21 protein-coding genes and 2 pseudogenes are annotated in these 17,737 nt (G+C 60.2%); 14 read left to right on the forward strand and 9 right to left on the reverse strand.

The window, feature by feature from the left end; genetic code table 11:
• Window positions 1-99: 99 nt before the first annotated feature.
• Both CQ12_RS22695 and CQ12_RS22700 read right to left on the reverse strand, forming a co-directional pair.
• On the reverse strand, window positions 100-2,217 hold the full coding sequence (locus CQ12_RS22695) for a ParB/RepB/Spo0J family partition protein (protein ID WP_057837527.1): 2,118 nt from the start codon (window positions 2,215-2,217) through the stop codon (window positions 100-102).
• Window positions 2,218-2,325: 108 nt separating this feature from the next.
• Complete coding sequence (locus CQ12_RS22700) at window positions 2,326-3,279, reverse strand: ArdC family protein (RefSeq protein ID WP_057837528.1); 954 nt, start codon at window positions 3,277-3,279, stop codon at window positions 2,326-2,328.
• Between the two features lie 653 nt (window positions 3,280-3,932).
• On the opposite strand from CQ12_RS22700, the gene CQ12_RS42585 reads away from it, so the two are divergent.
• Entirely contained in the window at window positions 3,933-4,196 is a 264-nt protein-coding gene (locus CQ12_RS42585; protein ID WP_083519431.1) for a hypothetical protein, read from the forward strand.
• A 43-nt stretch (window positions 4,197-4,239) separates the two neighbouring features.
• Here the strand turns inward: CQ12_RS42585 and CQ12_RS22705 are convergent, their stop codons facing one another.
• Window positions 4,240-4,428 (reverse strand): DUF3606 domain-containing protein, encoded by a 189-nt coding sequence (locus CQ12_RS22705; RefSeq protein ID WP_057837529.1) that lies wholly within the window; start codon window positions 4,426-4,428, stop codon window positions 4,240-4,242.
• A 104-nt stretch (window positions 4,429-4,532) separates the two neighbouring features.
• Here CQ12_RS22705 and ligD (CQ12_RS22710) point away from each other — a divergent pair, with 104 nt between their 5' ends.
• A complete protein-coding gene (gene ligD, locus CQ12_RS22710) occupies window positions 4,533-5,453 on the forward strand; it encodes a non-homologous end-joining DNA ligase (RefSeq protein WP_057837530.1) in 921 nt (306 codons plus the stop codon).
• A 528-nt stretch (window positions 5,454-5,981) separates the two neighbouring features.
• On the opposite strand, the gene CQ12_RS44065 is transcribed toward ligD (CQ12_RS22710), so the two are convergent.
• Both CQ12_RS44065 and CQ12_RS22715 read right to left on the reverse strand, forming a co-directional pair.
• Entirely contained in the window at window positions 5,982-6,164 is a 183-nt protein-coding gene (locus tag CQ12_RS44065) for a hypothetical protein (protein ID WP_157088406.1), read from the reverse strand.
• Window positions 6,165-6,179: 15 nt separating this feature from the next.
• Window positions 6,180-6,821, reverse strand: a complete 642-nt coding sequence (locus CQ12_RS22715; protein WP_057837531.1) for a MarC family protein — start codon at window positions 6,819-6,821, stop codon at window positions 6,180-6,182.
• Window positions 6,822-7,244: 423 nt separating this feature from the next.
• Between CQ12_RS22715 and CQ12_RS22720 the strand changes: the two genes are divergently transcribed.
• The 10 genes and pseudogenes from CQ12_RS22720 to CQ12_RS42600 form a co-directional block, all read left to right on the forward strand.
• Window positions 7,245-7,568 carry a hypothetical protein gene (locus CQ12_RS22720; RefSeq protein ID WP_057837532.1) on the forward strand — a complete coding sequence of 108 codons (324 nt, stop codon included), beginning with the start codon at window positions 7,245-7,247 and terminating at the stop codon, window positions 7,566-7,568.
• An 18-nt stretch (window positions 7,569-7,586) separates the two neighbouring features.
• Complete coding sequence (locus tag CQ12_RS22725; protein ID WP_057837533.1) at window positions 7,587-7,817, forward strand: hypothetical protein; 231 nt, start codon at window positions 7,587-7,589, stop codon at window positions 7,815-7,817.
• A 161-nt stretch (window positions 7,818-7,978) separates the two neighbouring features.
• A pseudogene (locus tag CQ12_RS22730) lies at window positions 7,979-8,404 on the forward strand (Hsp20 family protein); the annotation flags it as partial.
• A 104-nt stretch (window positions 8,405-8,508) separates the two neighbouring features.
• Window positions 8,509-9,006 (forward strand): Hsp20/alpha crystallin family protein, encoded by a 498-nt coding sequence (locus CQ12_RS22735; RefSeq protein WP_057837534.1) that lies wholly within the window; start codon window positions 8,509-8,511, stop codon window positions 9,004-9,006.
• 63 nt (window positions 9,007-9,069) lie between these two features.
• On the forward strand, window positions 9,070-9,363 hold the full coding sequence (locus CQ12_RS22740) for a hypothetical protein (RefSeq protein WP_245310087.1): 294 nt from the start codon (window positions 9,070-9,072) through the stop codon (window positions 9,361-9,363).
• A 947-nt stretch (window positions 9,364-10,310) separates the two neighbouring features.
• The gene (gene hspD, locus CQ12_RS22745) at window positions 10,311-10,766 is read left to right on the forward strand and encodes a small heat shock protein HspD (protein WP_057837536.1); all 456 of its coding nucleotides are present in this window, start codon (window positions 10,311-10,313) and stop codon (window positions 10,764-10,766) included.
• A gap of 71 nt (window positions 10,767-10,837) precedes the next feature.
• Entirely contained in the window at window positions 10,838-11,158 is a 321-nt protein-coding gene (locus CQ12_RS22750) for a hypothetical protein (RefSeq protein WP_057837537.1), read from the forward strand.
• A 15-nt stretch (window positions 11,159-11,173) separates the two neighbouring features.
• The gene (locus tag CQ12_RS46565; RefSeq protein ID WP_063799792.1) at window positions 11,174-11,680 is read left to right on the forward strand and encodes a hypothetical protein; all 507 of its coding nucleotides are present in this window, start codon (window positions 11,174-11,176) and stop codon (window positions 11,678-11,680) included.
• A 20-nt stretch (window positions 11,681-11,700) separates the two neighbouring features.
• Window positions 11,701-12,636, forward strand: coding sequence for an RNA polymerase sigma factor RpoH (gene rpoH, locus CQ12_RS22760; protein WP_057837538.1), 936 nt, complete (start codon window positions 11,701-11,703; stop codon window positions 12,634-12,636).
• A gap of 133 nt (window positions 12,637-12,769) precedes the next feature.
• A pseudogene (locus tag CQ12_RS42600) lies at window positions 12,770-13,027 on the forward strand (LysR substrate-binding domain-containing protein); the annotation flags it as partial.
• Window positions 13,028-13,260: 233 nt separating this feature from the next.
• On the opposite strand, the gene CQ12_RS22765 reads toward CQ12_RS42600, so the two are convergent.
• On the reverse strand, window positions 13,261-13,875 hold the full coding sequence (locus CQ12_RS22765) for a hypothetical protein (RefSeq protein ID WP_057837539.1): 615 nt from the start codon (window positions 13,873-13,875) through the stop codon (window positions 13,261-13,263).
• 191 nt (window positions 13,876-14,066) lie between these two features.
• Here CQ12_RS22765 and ligD (CQ12_RS22770) point away from each other — a divergent pair, with 191 nt between their 5' ends.
• Complete coding sequence (gene ligD / locus CQ12_RS22770) at window positions 14,067-14,972, forward strand: non-homologous end-joining DNA ligase (RefSeq protein ID WP_057837540.1); 906 nt, start codon at window positions 14,067-14,069, stop codon at window positions 14,970-14,972.
• An 86-nt stretch (window positions 14,973-15,058) separates the two neighbouring features.
• Here the strand turns inward: ligD (CQ12_RS22770) and CQ12_RS22775 are convergent, their stop codons facing one another.
• The 3 genes from CQ12_RS22775 to ku form a co-directional block, all read right to left on the reverse strand.
• A complete protein-coding gene (locus CQ12_RS22775; protein WP_057837541.1) occupies window positions 15,059-15,523 on the reverse strand; it encodes a metallophosphoesterase family protein in 465 nt (154 codons plus the stop codon).
• Complete coding sequence (locus tag CQ12_RS22780; RefSeq protein ID WP_057837542.1) at window positions 15,520-16,020, reverse strand: NUDIX hydrolase; 501 nt, start codon at window positions 16,018-16,020, stop codon at window positions 15,520-15,522. The genes CQ12_RS22775 and CQ12_RS22780 overlap by 4 nt, the downstream gene beginning before the upstream one ends.
• Window positions 16,021-16,244: 224 nt before the next feature.
• Window positions 16,245-17,177, reverse strand: coding sequence for a non-homologous end joining protein Ku (ku, locus tag CQ12_RS22785; RefSeq protein WP_057837550.1), 933 nt, complete (start codon window positions 17,175-17,177; stop codon window positions 16,245-16,247).
• Window positions 17,178-17,321: 144 nt separating this feature from the next.
• Between ku and CQ12_RS22790 the strand changes: the two genes are divergently transcribed.
• Complete coding sequence (locus CQ12_RS22790) at window positions 17,322-17,717, forward strand: hypothetical protein (RefSeq protein ID WP_198164229.1); 396 nt, start codon at window positions 17,322-17,324, stop codon at window positions 17,715-17,717.
• Window positions 17,718-17,737: the final 20 nt, after the last annotated feature.

Consider the following 17,737-nt stretch of genomic DNA (forward strand, 5'->3'; position numbering starts at 1 on the left):
CCACACTCTCGCTCTCAGCCTCGGCCATCAGAATGGGCACCGGCGCTGTGCACCGGTCCCCGAGCAAGCGTAGGACAGCCGGAGCCACCCCTTATGCTGTCACTCAGCCGCGTCGAGCTGTTGCGGATCCTCGTCGCTGGCGTTCTCCGGATCCTCCTCATCAGCGAGGAATTCTGGCAGTGGGCCCGCTTCACCCTCCTGTTCCGATGGCGACAAAACGGGGTCAACGAGACGCAGCGGCTCGGGCAACCAGCCCGATCCATCCAGGAGACGCTCGGCTTCCTTGGCCATGTCCGCCTTCTTCAGATGGTCGATCAGTTGCGCCGACGACTCGCCTTTGGCTTCCCTCACCGCCTCGAGAATGCGAGGCTTCGTGACTCGGCCGAGATAGTTATCGACGGTTGGTCTCCAGCCAGCCTGCACCATGTCGAGTCCGGCGGCGCGCGCTAGCACGTTGGCCTGGTCGAGACGCGTGCGGACGCCGTGGGCTGAGACGCGACCCTGATTGTAACGATTGGCCGGCTCATAGACGGCGTTGACCGCAAAGGACGCACAGTGGGCGAACAGCGATGCCTGTGCACCACCATCGAGAGCCGTCAGCGCACCCCAGAGATCGTTCTCGCTCTTCGGCAACCGTGCCTTCCAGGCCTCATGCCGCACCTCGACAGCCCTAGTCGAGACACTTTCCCTCAGCCCCGGAGCTTGAGCGGGAAAGGTTGGCGTGCGCAGCCCGATCTCAAGGCAGCTCCCGGACGAAGCAAACCGGTAAAAGGCCGTCAGCACGAAGTTGTGCAGCACCGCCTGGAACGCGATCGCAGGATTTTCGGCCAGCGCATCCCGCAATGCCAGCGTACGGTGCGCCGTCAGTTCGATGATGAGGCGATCCGGCAATGGCCTTGCCGGGTCTTCATCATCCTCCTCCGGTTCGGTCGGTGCGCCGGCGACCGAGATCGCTGTGCGCGTCGCGGAACCAGCAGCTTCCTGCCCTTCAGTCGGCGGCGCATCGGTGCCCCGCTCGACTTTGAATTCGCGCGCAGGCACCTCATCCTCGGGCCGGACATAGCCTCGATCGATGCACAGCCGTCCTTCGGAATCGATGCTGACGAAGACGCCGGCTCGGGCAATCTCGGCCGGATCGTAAGTTTCCGGCCGGTCTTCAAGCGCCAGCAGCGCAGCCTCGATCGCGCCAAGACGCTGGTCGACCTCTTCGGGCAGCTCATCCGCATCCTGACATTCGGCTTCGAGCTTGGCCTGCTCGGCGTTGAGAGCGTCGATGGTAGCCTGCTCCTCGGGCGTGAGATCGACAGGTTGGCCTTCCAGCTCGCGCAGGCGTGTCGTGTGGCCGTAGGAGAAGTCAACTGCGACTGAGATCCATTTCCATCCTTCCGCACCAATGGCTTCCGCCTCGGCTTTGAGCTTCTCCGTGACAAGACGGTCGAGCAGAGCAACGTCCTGAAGCCAGCCGCCATCATCGTGTTCGAACAGGTCGCGGAGAACGCCGCCACCTGCCTGCTGGTAAACATCGAGCCCAATGAACTGCACGCGGCGATCGGAAGCCCTCACGGTATTTTCGGTCAGCATCCGTCGGATCTGATAGGGTTCATCGTAGCCCGAGCGGCTGACATTCTCCCAGACCTGTTCCTGCCGCATCTGATCCGCGGTGACTGAAAACGCCATGAGCTGCTCGAGGGTCATGCCGTCTTCGGCATAGACGTCGTGCAGCTTTGGCGACACGGACGCCAGCCGGAGGCGTTGCTTCACAACGGCCGGCGTCACGAAGTGCCGAGCCGCGATATCCTCCTCGGACATGCCAGAGCCACTAAGAGTTTGGAAGGCTCGGAACTGATCGAGCGGATGAAGACCTACCCGCTCATCATTTTCGGCAAGCGAATCGTCTTCGGCAATGCCCCCCTCGCGCACCACGCACGGAACGGCTTGCGTCTTTGCCATGCGCTTCTGCTTGACGAGAAGTTCCAGCGCGCGATAGCGCCGGCCGCCCGCCGGCACCTCAAACATGCCGGTTTCATTACCTTCCGCGTCCACGACCGCCCGGACGTTGAGACTTTGCAGGAGCGTACGCTGCGCGATACTTTCGGCGAGGTGCTCGATCGAAACGCCCGCTTTCACGCGCCGCACATTCGACTGGCTGAGCACCAGCTTGTTGAACGGAATGTCGCGTGAGGGCGAAAGCGTGATCTTTTGGACGGCCTTCGTCATGTCGATTCTCCACGACGGGCGGCCGGGAGCCTCTCTCTCGGCCTCCAACCCGTCGCGAAAACCGCATCTCCCCTCTCACTCTCGTTTCCGAAGCGACTGGTGAGATCTTCACGCTGCTTCCTGCTCCGCTCTCTCGAACGTTACGTCAACAACGGACTCCGGCAGAAAGCCAAGCAGATAATCCGCAACCTTGCTGGCTTGTGAGGCAGCTCGCACGATCGCGCGATTGTCCTCGCGCAGCACCTCGAGCCAGGAGCCGATATAGTCGGCATGTCGCACCGTCGGTAGGATACCGAGCGACGCGCAACTAAACGCAGCCGATATCTCCGCGATCAACTCTTCAAAAGCATACTTCTTGGTACCGTAACCACCTGACAAGTCGCGATTGAGACGTGATGGATGACCGCTGGCATGCGCCAGCTCATGCAAGGCGGTTCGGTGCCAATTGATAGGCTCGAAATAGGCTTGTGGCGGAGGCACCTTCACATAGTCTTCTGCCGGCGCATAGAATGCGCGGTTGCCGCCGATGCGGAAGTTGATGCCGGTCGCCTTAATGAGCTTTTCGACCCGGGGCTCGATCAGACCTGGCGGCGGAGGCGGCGCCGTCGTCGTGATCTCCGAAGGCAGGTCCTCGCATTGATCCGTATTAAAGACCGTGAAACGCTTCAAGAATGGGATGGCCTGCGCTTCGTCGCCCGTTTCGCTCGCGCGCCGCTTTTCGTCGACCGATACAAAACGATCGGCATAGACCACGGTCGTTCCGCGCTCGCCCTTGCGAACGTGACCACCGAGCGACAGAGCCTGCCGGAAGGTAAGCCAACTCTGACCTGTGAATGCGTGTTCGGTGGCGGCGCCCCAGAGGATCAGAATATTGATGCCGCTGTATTGACGACCGGTCGCGGCGCTTTTCGGCATGGCCAAGCACGCCTTCGCCGCGGTGCCCCAAGGCTGCACCCATGGCACTCGGCCCGCCTCAAGTTCGCCGATGATCTTGTTTATGATATCGTCATAAAGGCTCGCTCGGTCCTCACCGGCACGCGCCCGAGGATAGTGTCTGGACATCGCGGATCTCCGCGACGGGCGCCGCGAGCCTCTCTCGCAGCCTGTAACCCGTCACGGCAAAACCCGGCCGGCACTCTTACTCTCGGGCTCTGTCCGCGCGGAAACGTCGCCGTGTGACTAACGAGGCCGTTGGCCCTCGCCGCACGCACGACGGTGAGGACGAGGAATCTGCGAGGCGAGCCGCCTTCCGTCTCATTTCTTCATGCGATATGGCCTTACCTGCTTGGGGCCGCAGGCCCTGATCAGGCGTGCGCGAACGCGCATCGCCCGACTGAAATGGCACCCGGAGAGCGTGAGCATAGCGACCCGAAGGGGCACGCGGGTCCGAGTGCAGCAACGAGACCGGTTAACAGCGGCACCCGGGAACGGGGCAGTGATAGCGATCGCCGAAGGCGAGCCCCTTTCCCGAGTGCCCCCGGCGAGGAGCTCCGCAGTCTCTGCGCGAGGGATCGAAGCCGGATGGCCGAGACGCAAAGCGGCTCGGTTCACGAGAGCCCGGTGCGGCGAAGCCGCACGCGCCCCTAACGAGAAGCGGGCAGTCGCGGTCGCATTGCACGCCAGACATTGCTCTCTCGTTATTGCGAATTCCAGCCCTGTGCTAACGGGGGAACGAATAACGGACACAAGGATTCGTCGTATCAGGAGCTATCTCAATGCTGATGACGCGTGAACCGAGACCAACGATACGGACGCTTCGCGGATGGGCGATCCAGGTGCTCCAGGAAGCGGGGGCCATCCGCGAGTGCGAAGAACACGGTTGGATGCAGGATCGCGCCGATCCGCATGCACGGGAGCGGGCCTTTGATATCGCCCGTGGAGACCCGCCAGCAAACGTCTCCCCGGATGCAGCGGCAGCCGAGGTTCGCGACGTGCTGAACTCGATCGGAGATACCTGCCCGGAATGCCCTGCAGACTAGAAGGGCTGGTGCCGAGCCTCAACCCCAGCCCGGCCCTCCTAGTTCAGCGGCCCAGCTTTTTCTCCACGCGCTTGCGCACATTGCCAACCTTTTTGACGGCCTTTTTCACCGCCGGTGCCGACTTTCTGGTCTTCTTTGCCTCGTACTGCACTTCATAGTTTTGCCCGCCGGCCACCTGCGCCCGGTCCTGTTTTCGGCCACGCGCCGTCTTCGTCTTCTTCGCTACCGCCATCGGTGCCTCCTGTTGTGACATCGAAGCAACGCGACAGGGATTCGCAGGTTCCGGAACGATTTGAACTGTGCCAATTTGAATCGGCTGTAGCGTGGAGTTCTTCAGTGGCGTTTCAGCGTAAAAAGCCCGAGGCGATCGGCCTCAAGGCGCCCCTGCCCGGCTTCGTCGAGCCCGCCCTGGCATCCTCGATCGACAAGGTGCCGTCAGGGGACCGTTGGATTCATGAAATCAAATTCGACGGCTACCGTGTTCAGGTCCATCTGGCCAACGAGGCGGCGACGATTTTCACCCGCCGCGGCCACGATTGGACGCATCGTTTCAAGAAGGTCGCCCATGACGCCTGGCGGATCAGGGCGAACTCGGCCGTGGTGGACGGCGAGATCGTGGTACCGGCCGCCGACGGCACGACCGATTTCTCGGTCCTGCAGAACGAACTCAAGGGCAAGTCGAAGAGCATCGTGCTTGTTGCGTTCGACCTGCTCTATCTGAACGGCCGCGACATCCGGAAGCTACCGCTCTTTCAGCGCAAGGCCGAACTCAAGAAGATCCTAAGCGGCACCGATATCCAGTTCAGCGAAAGTTTCGAGATAGAGGGCCGTGAGATGTTCGCGCACGCCTGCAAGCTCGGCCTCGAAGGCGTCGTCTCGAAGGTGCGGGACAGTACTTATCCCAAGGGACGCACGAACGACTGGGTCAAGAAGACCTGCGTGCGGCGGGAGACACTGACCATTGCCGGTTTCGCACTCGATGGCACGAAGTGGGACGGGCTCTATGTCGGCCGGCGCAAGGGCGACGATCTGGTCTACGCCGGCAAAGTCGATCACGGCTTCGACAAAGTCTCGGCAGCCGATCTGCAGAAGCGGCTTAAACCCCTGATCCGAAGAACCCAGCCCTATGCCAAGCGCATCGGCCACAAGGGCATCTGGGTTGAACCCAAACTTCTGGCCGAAATCGAGTATCGCGCGAAGTCAGCCGAGGGAAAGGTGAGGCACCCGTTCTTCCGAGGCCTGCGGGAGGATTTGTGATGGATGCATTCGATCGCTTTTGGCAATGGGTCGACAAAGCCACCGGAAAGTCCGCTGACGATTCCGGCAGAGTTGCATCGGGCCGTTATGGAACTCGCTCCTGAGGAGCGGTGGGACCGCGCCGCGGTGAACCAAGCGGCAGCGCGTACTAGCCTAGGAGCGGCGTGATGCGACGAACGCAATGTCCGCTTTGCCCCTCTCGCGACCAAGTTTGAGCGGCAGCGAAATATATCGCAATGGGCCATTGGCGGTCGTTGCAGTCCAACCGGAAATGACGTCCTCTCTCCCTTCAAAAGCGGGCCTTTGTGGGCCGCATCGATGATGGTCGCTCGCAGGAGGTGCGCCGAAGGAAGGTCCGCCTAGGCTCAACCTGTCTTAAAACCAGCTTGGTGGTCGCCTCGAAGCTGATACGAAGGCCCGGAAGTACCGGACCGCCAGGAACGGCCACGGCGGTAAGGGCAGTGCCATCCCCGACAACGTGGGCCTTTGGATCAGAAGAGTTTTGTCCCCACCGGCTACCACAGCCAACTACAGCCGCGAAACCAGTTCGATGCTTGAAATCGACTGCGGTGCTGTGACCGCGGGCTCGATGCGCAAATCTGCGTTGCCATGATCAGGCCTGTCACCCATCAACAGGAGCCAAGCCACCAGCATCAGAGCTGCACAGAGAATTGCAAACCCGGCGGCAACTATGTCTCGATAATCGTCCATACTATTCTTGCGACTTCAATTCGCACTCAGGATTCTCGCGTCCCGAATTCCGTCGAAGATAAACTGCGAAGCGAGTGCAGCAAGTATGACGCCCGCTAGACGGTCGATCACATTCGATCCAGTAGTTTTTAGAAGCCGATGCAGCAGGTCCGTAAAGATCATCCCCGCATAGGTCGGAACGAGGCAGATGAGCATTGACGCGAGGACGACGACCGACCTAACGAGATCGCCTGTCGCCTGCCCCATGAGCAAGACAACGGCAGTGAGGCCGGCGGGACCTGCGATCAGCGGGAAGGCGAGCGGAAAAATCGCAATGTCACCGGGTTCCAGCGCTTCCCTACGCTCTCCGGCAGTGAGAGTAGAAAGTCCGGCAGGGTGCCCAAAGATGAGCTGGATGGCTTGAAGCAGCAGCAGCACCCCGCCTGCAAAGCGAAAGGCTTCCAACGACACGTGCAGCGCGCCTAGTAATTGAACGCCGAACAGCGCAAAGCCGAACAAGACGCCGCCGGCAATAACGACAGCCCGAAGCGCCAACCGGACCCGTTCCGGGCGGTGTAGGCCACCCGTCAAGCCGCCGAACACCAGCGCGGTGTCGATGGGCCCGATGGCCACAAAGAGTGTCGTGAACGTTGTTACGGCGAAATCGGCGATCGGCATTGGCCTGAACTTGTGCGGCGCCTTCGATCCCTTAACTGTCCAGAGAAACGATTGTTCAAGACGAATTGACGCGCCGCCTGGATGTCGCAAAAATTTTGCGGGCCCCCTTGAAGGCCATTTTTTCGACTCCCAAGTCGTTTGCCGCCGGGGACCGGTTACGGACCCTGTTCGCCGAGAGGCCGAAAGTCTGAGCCCGTGACGGCGGCGCTGCCGATGGACCCTGATCAGGCCGGGCCCGTCCAAGACGACGGCCGGGCTCACTCTCGATAAGGAGAAAGGAAAGACAAACCAGGAGATCAAAGATGAGCAGACGCATGCAATCTCGATCGCACGAGAGCGGGGCGACCGTACTGCATTGGCTCATGTTCGCCCTCAGCTTTCTGACGATCGGGTGGATCAGCTTCGTACCGACAGGAGGATGAGATGACTAGGAAACACAAATTCGTCTCCGCTGATATGGAGGCCATGCGCCGACACCGGCGGATTGTTGCTGGCTCTTTCGCATTGGCCATGCTGTTGCCGACCGGGGCCTTCGCGATCGACAGCACCTCCAAAGAAACACTCGATCGAACCGGCTATGTGATGCCGTTGCCGCCTATCCGCTATCTGGATTCGATGCGCTGGATGGATTGGAAGCCGAGCGCACCGGTGTTCAAGGTGGATACCTTGCTGCTTCCGGACAGCACCCAACCGGGCGTATTCCGCCTTCCCTCGGCTTACGAGCCGGACCTGCGCCGCGTCAGCTGAAGCCGGTTGAGGCCGAAAATGCGGAAGCCCGCAACCTGGCCGCCCGCCAGCCAAGGCGAGCGGACGCTCCCGGAGACGGTGCGCGCCTTTCTCATCGAAAGCGAACGCCGCGTTCTCTTGCACTGTCAGAAACTGCTTGCGAAGGACAACCTGCCCGATGACGAGCGGCAGAGGTTACAGCGTCTAACCGCGACCGCTCAGGAAGAGATGCAACGCCTTGCGGGCGGGCGCGAGGTCAAAGCAGCTTAGAAAATCAGAGGAGGCTCTTGAAAGGATCGCAGATTTCTTATTTCGGTTTTACCGCAAAGCCGCGGCGCCGGATGCCAACTCGGGTCCGGCGGACTGGACCGGGCGCCGGACAGGTGTCCAGCGCTCCTTCGTACCCATCTTGCTCTCAGGAGGACTTGGTTATGAGGACCACCCTTGACTTCGCGCCGCTCTGGCGCTCCACGATCGGCTTCGATCATGTGGCCGATGTCATTGACAGCGCACTGCGTCAGTCCAACGACGACAATTATCCACCCTACAACATCGAACGATCCAGTGAGGATCACTACCGGATTTGCCTGGCAGTGGCCGGCTTCGGCGTCAACGATATTGCCGTGACTGCCGAGCAAAACGCGCTGACCGTTGAGGGCAGGAAGCCAGACGGCAATCCGCGCGAATACCTGTACCAGGGGATTGCCGCGCTGCCATTCCGGCGCGTGTTCAAGCTCGCCGACTATGTTCAGGTGGAGCGGGCTTCCTTCGAGGACGGCTTGCTGGTGATCGACCTCGTGCGCGAGGTGCCGGAGTCCATGAAGCCGCAGCGAATTCCAATCGTCGCGCCGGCTACGAGAAAATACGCAGGCGGCTTGAGAGCAACTGTCTACGAGCAGAGACCGCTGCGAGGCCGCACGCGGAGAGAGCTGCAACAACTCTACCTTAAAAGGAGTACAAAATGGCACTACGCGATCTCGTCCCATGGAACAACAGCTCACGCAAAGTGGGCGTACCAGCCAATGAAACAAGCAATCCGTTTCTTGCGCTCCATCGTGAAATGAACCGCATGTTCGACGAAGCATTCCGCAGCTTCGACATTGGTTCTTTCGGCTCGTCCTCCATGATGGGCTGGCCAAGCGTCGAGCTCAACGAGACGGAAAAGGAGGTCGAGGTACTCGCCGAACTTCCCGGCCTCGACCAGAACGACGTTGCGATCGAACTCTCCGACGGCGTGCTGACCATCAGCGGCGAAAAGAAGAGCGAAACGGAAGACAAGGAGCGTCGCTTCAGCGAGCGCTACTACGGACGTTTCGAGCGACGCATTCCCGTCGATGACGTCGACCAGGACAAAGTTGCCGCGTCGTTCAAGGACGGGGTCCTCACCGTGACGCTGCCCAAGCTGCCTACGGCGCAGCGGAAGATAAGAAGGATAGCGATCAACGGAAGTAAGCAATAGCTGAAAATAGGATGAAGCCGGGCGGGTTTCTTCCCGCCCGGCTTCTTCGAGTGGACGCTTGCCATGAACACTTTGCCCTTATCGGCCAATTCGGCCTTTACCGCTCGTCAACCCGTCCCCGGTCCGATGACCCAGTCGGCATTTTCGGCGGATGTGCAAGCCACAAGCGACGAAGAATTGGAGTCGCTGATCCGCCAGGATTACGAGCGGTGCCATCCCGGCGACACACTAGATGATCTCAAGCGGCGGGCCGCGTTCTCAAAGGAGGATAGAGGACTACTGCGAGATTGGATGGCGATAGCGGCGGCCTACAAGAAACGTCGCGCGACTGAATTTAACCGCGGTCGACGAAGCTAAGGGCTCGGTACCTTCAGCCCCGCGGCGCGGTAGCTCTCTTGTGGGACGATCAGATTTTCTAAGGCAGGCGCCAACCAGAAGCGACTTTTGGAAGGGGGCTAAAGCCGAGAGATCCGCGCGACGACCCGCGTTTTCCGCTGCCACTGTCGGGCCGCGGTTACCGCGACCAGTAGCAAGGTGTGGCCTGCCGACGGCAACAGTCCCGCTCACCGCAGATCGGCTCGTCCAAGCGGGTAAACTGCTAGGAAATTCGTCATTGGAACCTGCGGAGGGCAGTAATCATTTATCCGGTTTGCGATGGGAGACCAAAGTGCCCCCTTCGGAAGCGCACAAGCTTCGCAGACAAGTCTCTACATTGTCGGAGTTCGGCAAGCGAGCTTTGCGGAGCGATGCGATTCGAGCAAAGGTTTGGCTCCGATGGAATAGAATGCACCGTCTCATTTTTGTTGGACAAGAATGATAAATGAGCGGAGCCGCACTCATCCAGACGACGTTCCTGATCCTGGCGTCCCACGCGCAACTGGATAGGCGTGGTCTTTCAAACGCCTGCAACAAGCCGAGCGCCTCTCGCGATCAATACCCCGCTAAGCCAAATCACCAAATCGCATAGGCGACGCTGAAAGCGCCGCCTGCCCTATTAGCCGTTGACCGCCTCCCTGGAAAAACCGGCAGCCCAACGGGCCATAAGGCCGCCGCCATGATCCTCCCCCGCACCGGCTTCAGTGGGGAAGTTCCTTTGGTGATTTGTTAATGAAATCCGGGCTCCAGCGGCCTCATCGGACTTGAAGAAAATTTTCGCCCCCCTCTTGAAACCAAAAGCGACTTTGCTAATTTTTTTCTCGCCATCGAACGGTGGCGTCCGGGCGCCCCATGGGCCCGGGCAAGAGACGGGCACCGGTCGTGTCCGGTGCCGCTCGTATCCATCTTGCTCTTTGGAGGATTTGGCTATGCGCACTTACGACTTCTCTCCCCTGTGGCGCTCGACCGTTGGCTTCGACCGCCTGTTTGACCTCGCGGAAATGGCCCAGCGGGCCGGCGAGGACAACTATCCCCCCTACAATATCGAACGGCTGGCCGAGGACCGCTATCAGATTTCGCTGGCGGTTGCCGGTTTTGCGCCCAGCGATATCACGATCACGGCCGAGCAGAACGTGGTCACGATCGAAGGCAGCAAGTCCGACAAGCCTGAGCGGGACTTCCTCTATCGCGGCATCTCGACCCGCAACTTCAAGCGTCAGTTCAACCTGGCGGACTATGTTCAGGTCAAGAGCGCCGCGTTCGACAATGGTCTGCTCAAGATAGAGCTGGTCCGGGAAATCCCGGAAGCCATGAAGCCGCGCCGGATCGCGATCAACGGCGCGTCAACCGACAACGTCCAGAAACTGGAAGCCAAGGCAGCCTAGGTGCGGCTCTGGCCGGCGCCGCGCGATGCATCGCGCGGCTGCCGCTCATCGTCAATGAAGAGGAGGATACCATGCGGCCGACGACCGCCGACGACAAAGTCTTCGACTTCAACGCGCTCCTTCATCCAGGCACAGTCTTCGACCACCCGAAGGATGTGGTGCGCCGTCCCACCCTGACAACGGCCGAGAAGAGGGCAATTTTGGCCTCCTGGGCCTCCGATGCATCCGCGATCGCGTCCTGCCCGTCGATGCGATCACCTGCCGGGCTGAAGAAGCCGGTATCAATCGACGAGATCCTCGAAGCGCTGTGCGAACTCGATGGCGGTCCCAGGAATCCTCCCGGAGGCAAGCCCTGTCGATTGCGCTCTACCGAACGTGCCATTGCCGCCTGAGGCCGGAGGTGGATCATGCTTGAGGTAAACCTGGAACGGCTGCGTGCGCATCAAAGGAATATCGACCGCTATCGCAGGCTGCTCGCAACGCATCTGTCGGACCTTGAACGCTCGTTTATTCAGCGCCGATTGAGCGAAGAGGACGCCTCGGTGAAAGGACTTCTGCGAGAGACGTTCCCCGACCGCCTCTCCGCGGGACTGCCGAGGATCGACGGTCGAAGGGCGCCGCTTGAAGTGGCTGAGCTGCTGCACCCGGCCGACGCATTCGATCATCCCTTGGACGTCGTCGACGACGGCGATCTGACGCCTTACGAGAAGCGGGCAATCCTGTCATCCTGGGCCGCAGATGCTTGCGCCGTTCCCGGACCAAAATGGCCCGTTCCGGATCCTGCCGTAAGCTTCGACGATATCCTTGATGCCTTGCACCTTTTGGAATCGGAACCAGAGCCAGCCGCCGATCACGGCAAGGATCCTGGCCGTCATCAGGGGCACGATGGTCCGGACACGCTTTCCATTTTCTAAAAAGCTCTCGCGAGGTGGAAATGTATCAAACCGTCTCTCAACCACTGCCATCCGTCGGTAGCGGGCTGACGCACTATCTCGCCCAAATTCGGAAGTTTCCGATCTTGACGCATGAGGAAGAAACGAACTTCGCCAGGCGCTGGCGTCAGCACGGCGATCGTGATGCAGCCTATCGCCTCGTCACGAGCCATCTGCGTCTCGTTGCGAAAATCGCCATGCGCTACCGGGGCTACGGCCTGCCGATTGCTGACATCGTTTCCGAGGGGAATATCGGCTTGATGCACGCGGTGCGGCGCTTTGATCCAGAGCGCGGGATTCGTCTTTCTACCTATGCGATGTGGTGGATAAAGGCGACAATCCAGGAATACGTCCTTCGATCGTGGTCGCTGGTGAAGATTTCGGCGAATTCTGCCCAAAAGAAATTGTTTTTCAAACTAAGGAGAACCAAGAGCGCTATTTCAGCGCTCGATGACGGCGATTTGCGACCGGATCAGGTCAAGACAATCTCTGAGCGCCTCAAAGTATCTGAGCATGAAGTGGTGAATATGGACCGCCGCTTGCGTGGCGACGTTTCCCTGAATTCACGGACCAATGGCGCCCAAGATGCGGGAGATGCGCTTGAACGACTTGTTGATCCCTCACCTCGCCATGACATCGCGTTTGCTGAGGACGAAGAATTGTCGAAACGGCGCGCCGCGCTGAAGGCTGCCATTCAGACTCTTAATCCCCGCGAAAAGCACATCTTTACGGAGCGCTACTTGAACGAGGACCCTCCCAAGCTCGAAACGCTCGCGATGGAGTATGGCATCTCACGAGAGCGCATCCGTCAAATAGAGCTGCGCGCATTCCAGAAAGTGAAATCCGCGATGCAGCAAGGGGAACCTGCCAAAAGAAGCGCTCAGCCAAATGGACCAGCACATAGCATTAGTTCACCAAGTTTGAAACGCGGATGTTAACGACTGTAGTTCTCTCGCTGATCATCGCAAATACGATGGCCGCAACCGGAGCCACCTTTTTGGCATGGCTAATCTTCCCCCCTTCGGGGGCCCATGCAGGCCAGATTCGACTGAACCCATGAACCTAGCTTTGGATAGGAACGGGCGGGATATCAACGTGCGAGTCGCGGGGCAAGCTTGTATTCAATCGCGCTGAAGGCTCAAAGGGCTTGGCCTGGCATATCTTACGGAAGGACACGTGCAGCCATACCTCGCAAGCGGACGGCTTGTCCGAGTCCTTTCCGACTGGTGTCCGCCTTTTTCAGGGTATCACCTGTACTATCCAAGCCGCCGGCAACCGTCGCCCGCATTGTTGGTACTAGTTGATGCGCTTCGGTACCGGAAGAACTAAAGTTGAAGCGGTGCCTTTTTGCGTAAGCATGAAGATAAACCGCTTTGGGTCATCTGCTAGCATCGACCGCCCCTCGAGCGAAGTCTGCCAAGCGCCCATCGCTACACGAGCGACGGAGTGGTAAGTCTGGCTGCGTCAGTATACCGCCGAAAGCGGAAGTAAGAGCATAAGCCGGCCATAAGCCAACGCGGGTTGATGGCTGATCGCTGGCGTCGCAAACCAAGAACCGCTAACTAGTCCCGCGCTCGCCGCAGCGCAGTTTCCAATCGCAACTTCTCTTTATCCCAGCGGATTTCTTCAGCCTCCGACCTCTTTTCGAGAGCCTCGAGCTCGGCCTGGATCGCCGCGGCCCGCTTTGCGTGATCCTGCTGGGCCTTGTCCAACGTAGCCTGCGCCTTGTCGACCGCCCGCTGGCGGCGATCGCGCTCCTTCTGCCTGGCAGTTTCCTCTCTCGCTCGTTCAACCTCGCGACGCGTTTGTTCCCGGTCGTACTCGAGAGCGGCCTTGCGCTCGGCAGCCTTGTCGCCGGGGCGGGAAGAAGGCTTCTTCGTCTTTGAGGCTTTCGACTTGCGGCCACGTGTCGTTGGACTGCTGCCGCCAAGATCGGTGGGCAGTTCGGCATGCTCGGTGAAGGATCCGTCGGATCCGACCGGCCGCCTGAGAACGACGCCAGGCTTTGCCATGGTTGCGGCCATGACGTCCGGATCATGGCTTTCCTTCGCCGCGCCCTGATGAAAGAGATTGCTGTCTGCGCCCCACGCTTCCAGCGCCGCTTTCATGGAAGGAGCGGCTATCGCCAGATCGAAGAAGCCCAGCGAAGTCTGGTAGGTTTTCAGTTTTCTGGCCATCGGTCTGATCAGACCTTCCCGTTCGATAGTTGACGTCGCGCACCCTGGGATTGGCCGCGGCGTCTGACGGAACATGCCATGGCTTTAAGCGTTCCCTCATTCTTGAAGGACGTCTGCGCATTACGCAACACGCTCTGAAGGATTGGCCCTTGAATGAGCCGGAGTCGACCCTGCCCAAGCGCTTACAGCCGATGCTCGCTACGCTCACCGACGCGCCATTCGACGACCCCGGCTGGGTTTTCGAGGATAAATACGATGGCTTCCGGATGATCGCGGAAATCCGGCGTGGCAAGGTTTCGCTCTACAGCCGCAACGGCAAGATCATCAGCCGCAGCTATATCGAGGTAGCCAAAGCGCTGGAGGGCGTGAAGGGCGACGCCGTGATCGACGGCGAGCTCGTCGCGATCGGAAAGGACGGCGTCTCGCATTTCCAGCTGCTGCAAAACGCGCTGCGTCATGAAGCGAAGCTCCTGTATTGCGCCTTCGATCTCATGTTTCAGAATGCAGCGGACTTGCGCAAACAGCCTCTTCTCGAGCGCAAGGAGCTGCTGAAAGCGATCCTGCCGCGCCACCGGCTGATCGCCTTCAGCCGTCACCGCAAAGCGAACGGCACGAAATTTTTCGCCGAGGCCGAGCGGAAGGGTCTGGAAGGCATTATGGCGAAGCGCGCCGACAGTGCGTACGCGTCCGGAAGCCGTACCCCGGATTGGCTGAAGATCAAGACAGCAAAGCGGCAGGAAGTGGTGATCGCAGGCTTCACGGCGCCCAGGCGCACCAGGCCGTTCTTCGGCGCCCTGGTCCTCGCCGTGCGGGAAAACGACGCATGGCGCTACATCGGACATGTCGGCACCGGCTTCAGCCACAAGGTCCTGGGAGACCTCCACGCCAAGCTCGTGAAGCTGACGACCCCGAAATCACCCTTCCCTGCCAAAGTGAAGGACGAGGCCGTCACGACCTGGGTCAGGCCCTCGTTGGTTGCCGAGGTCAAGTTCGCGGAGTGGACGAGTAAGGGCGAATTGCGCCAGCCCGTCTACCTCGGGCTCAGGTCCGACAAGCGGGCCAAGGACGTCGTGCGTGAGCGAGAACGTCCGCGCTAGTAGCGCTTCCCTTCGGACGTAACCCCGGCAAACGGAACGATTAACGCACTCGCCTCCTCCGCTATGAATTTCCTCCGCGGTGGCACTCAGTCGCCTCCAAGGTCGTGGATTTCCGGTCGCATACCCTCACGCGTGACTTCGAGCGTCGCAAGCGTGATCGGCAGCTTGAAGCGCCGTGGTCCCGCGCTGCCGGGATTCAGGTAGAGAACGCCACCGACTGTGTGGATCTTCGGCACGTGGGAATGCCCGAAGACGATGACGTCGATTCCGGCGCCGAGCTCGGCCTTCAGCGTCTTCAAGTCGTGCAGAACGTAGATCGACTTTCCGGCCAGGCGCACAAGCTTCGTGTCGGGGTAGTCGCGGACCCACCCGTCACTGTCCACGTTTCCACGAATAGCCGTGACGGGCGCGATGCGACGAAGCGCGTCAACGATCTCGGCGCGCCCGATGTCGCCGGCATGGATGATGTGATCGACGCCCGTCAGGCCCCGTTCCGCCTCGGGCCTCAACAGACCGTGCGTGTCCGAAATGATTCCAATCCTGAACATCATTTCCCGGCGCTCTCAACCGCGATCGCCAAAAGGCGATCAAGAAACTCAACTTGAGCGAACAGCATCTTGGTCCGCGCGAGCTCGATATCAAACCATTCGGCGCGGTCGACTTCGGGAAAGCTCTGCCGTCGACCGCTTCGGGGCGGCCATTCGATATCGAAGGTATTGCTGATCAACGCCGCCGGGTCAAAGTGGCCCTCGCCGGCGAATGCGATGACGCGCTTCCCTCCTCGCTGTCGGACTTCCCCCAGCGCCTGGAGTGGACCAATCAAAGCGCTCGGGCCGAGTTCTTCGGCATCGCGTCGAGCGACGTTCTCCGGAGCATCCGAGGCATCGATTTCGCCCTTCGGAATGGACCAGGCGCCATTATCCTTCTTGCGCCAGAACGGACCGCCGGGATGAACAAGCAGAACCTGGAGCCCACGAGCGCCCTTTCGGAATGCGAGAATGCCCGCGCTCAAGGTCGATCTCCTGGAAGTCTTTTTCACCGCAGCCATATCGCTCCTATTTTGCCGAGCAATCCAAAGCTGAGCAGGCGAGGCGCACTGAGGCGGACGACTGGCTAATTGCACAGCAAAGATCGTTCGAAACAGGCCAGTAAGCGCGGCGGGCCCCCGGTGTACCGCCTTTCGCAAAAACCGTCGAGATTGAGACTTGCCATCCGCCAAAGCCCACCACGGACGAGGAAGCAGAAGCCGTCCCGGCGTCACCGCCACAAAATCTAAGCCGACTTCCGCTGCGGTTTGGACGCCGGCTTCTTCGCCGCGGCCTCTTTCGCCGGCTTCTTGCCCGCGATCGGCATCAGCATTTCCTTCTGCGCCGCCGCTGCCTTGCGCGGCTTTTTGCCTGGCTTCCTAGGTGCCTCTGTGGCCGCGGCACCTTCTCTTCCAATGCTCTTGCGCAGCGCGTCCATCAAGTCGACGACGTTCTCGCCGCGGGGACGCGCTTTCGCGGTGATGGGTTTGCCGGCACGCTTCTGGTTGATGAGATCGATGAGGGCAGTTTCGTACTGGTCTTCGAACTTGTCCGGCTCGAAATGGCCCGCCTTCTGATTGACGATGTGCTTGGCGAGATCAAGCATGTCCTTGGTGACTTTGACGTCCTGGATATCATCGAAATATTCCTCCGCGGAACGAACTTCGTAGGGATAGCGCAGCAGCGTACCCATCAGTCCCTTGTCCAACGGCTCCAGCGCGATGATGTGCTCGCGATTGGTCAGCACCACGCGACCGATCGCGACCTTATTCATTTCGCGGATGGTTTCGCGGATGACCGCGAAAGCGTCATGCCCGACTTTGCCATCTGGAGTCAGGTAGTACGGGCGGATCAGGTAGCGTGGGTCGATCTCGCTGCGGTCGACGAACTCGTCGATCTCGATCGTTCGCGTCGATTCCAGCGCAACGTTCTCGAGCTCCTCCTTCGTCACCTCGATAAATGTGTCGGTGTCGACCTTGTAGCCCTTGACGATGTCCTCGTTGTCGACCTCCTCGCCGGTATCAGCGTCCACCTTGGCGTACTTGATGCGGTGACCGGTCTTTCGGTTGAGCTGGTTAAACGAGACCTTTTCGGATTCCGACGTGGCCGGATAGAGCGCTACCGGACAGGTGACGAGGGAAAGACGCAGAAAGCCTTTCCAATTAGCGCGGGGGGCCATCGCGGGGAACTCCATTACTGACGCCGGATTCAAGACGAACGGCCCGGCTTGGTTCCGACACCTCGCCCCCTTCCAAAACGATGATTCTTTCAAAATGGCGGCCGAGCGGACTCGACATTTGTTCTTGTTATGTTCTAATTCAGAATGACCGATCGACCCGCGAGCTGGCGCATGCCGACACCGAAGCAGATGGAAAAGCTGGCCGCTGTAGCTGCCCGCAGACCGGGCCCCTCCACGGCGGCTCCGGATGCGCCACTCCTGACGGAATATTGGGAATCGGTCCTGAAAGACCCTCGCGCCGACGAGACCGGAGCCCAAAAGCGGCAGCGACGTCTTTCCGAGATTCAACGCAATGTTCTGCGCATCTCATGCCGTCGCTGTGAGCGGACCGTGGAAATCCAGAAGGCCGATGCAGTCCGATTGTATGGCGAGAACGCGGTCTGGAAGGACGTGGCGCAGCGGTTGCTCGACAACACCTGCCAGCAGCGCACCGGCAGGCATGAAGAAGACGGGTGCTGGCCGGCGTTCGAGACGCCGTAACCGCTCCGGATTGCCGTTCC

This window comes from Bradyrhizobium jicamae (assembly GCF_001440395.1).
Classification (GTDB): Bacteria; Pseudomonadota; Alphaproteobacteria; order Rhizobiales; family Xanthobacteraceae; genus Bradyrhizobium; species Bradyrhizobium jicamae.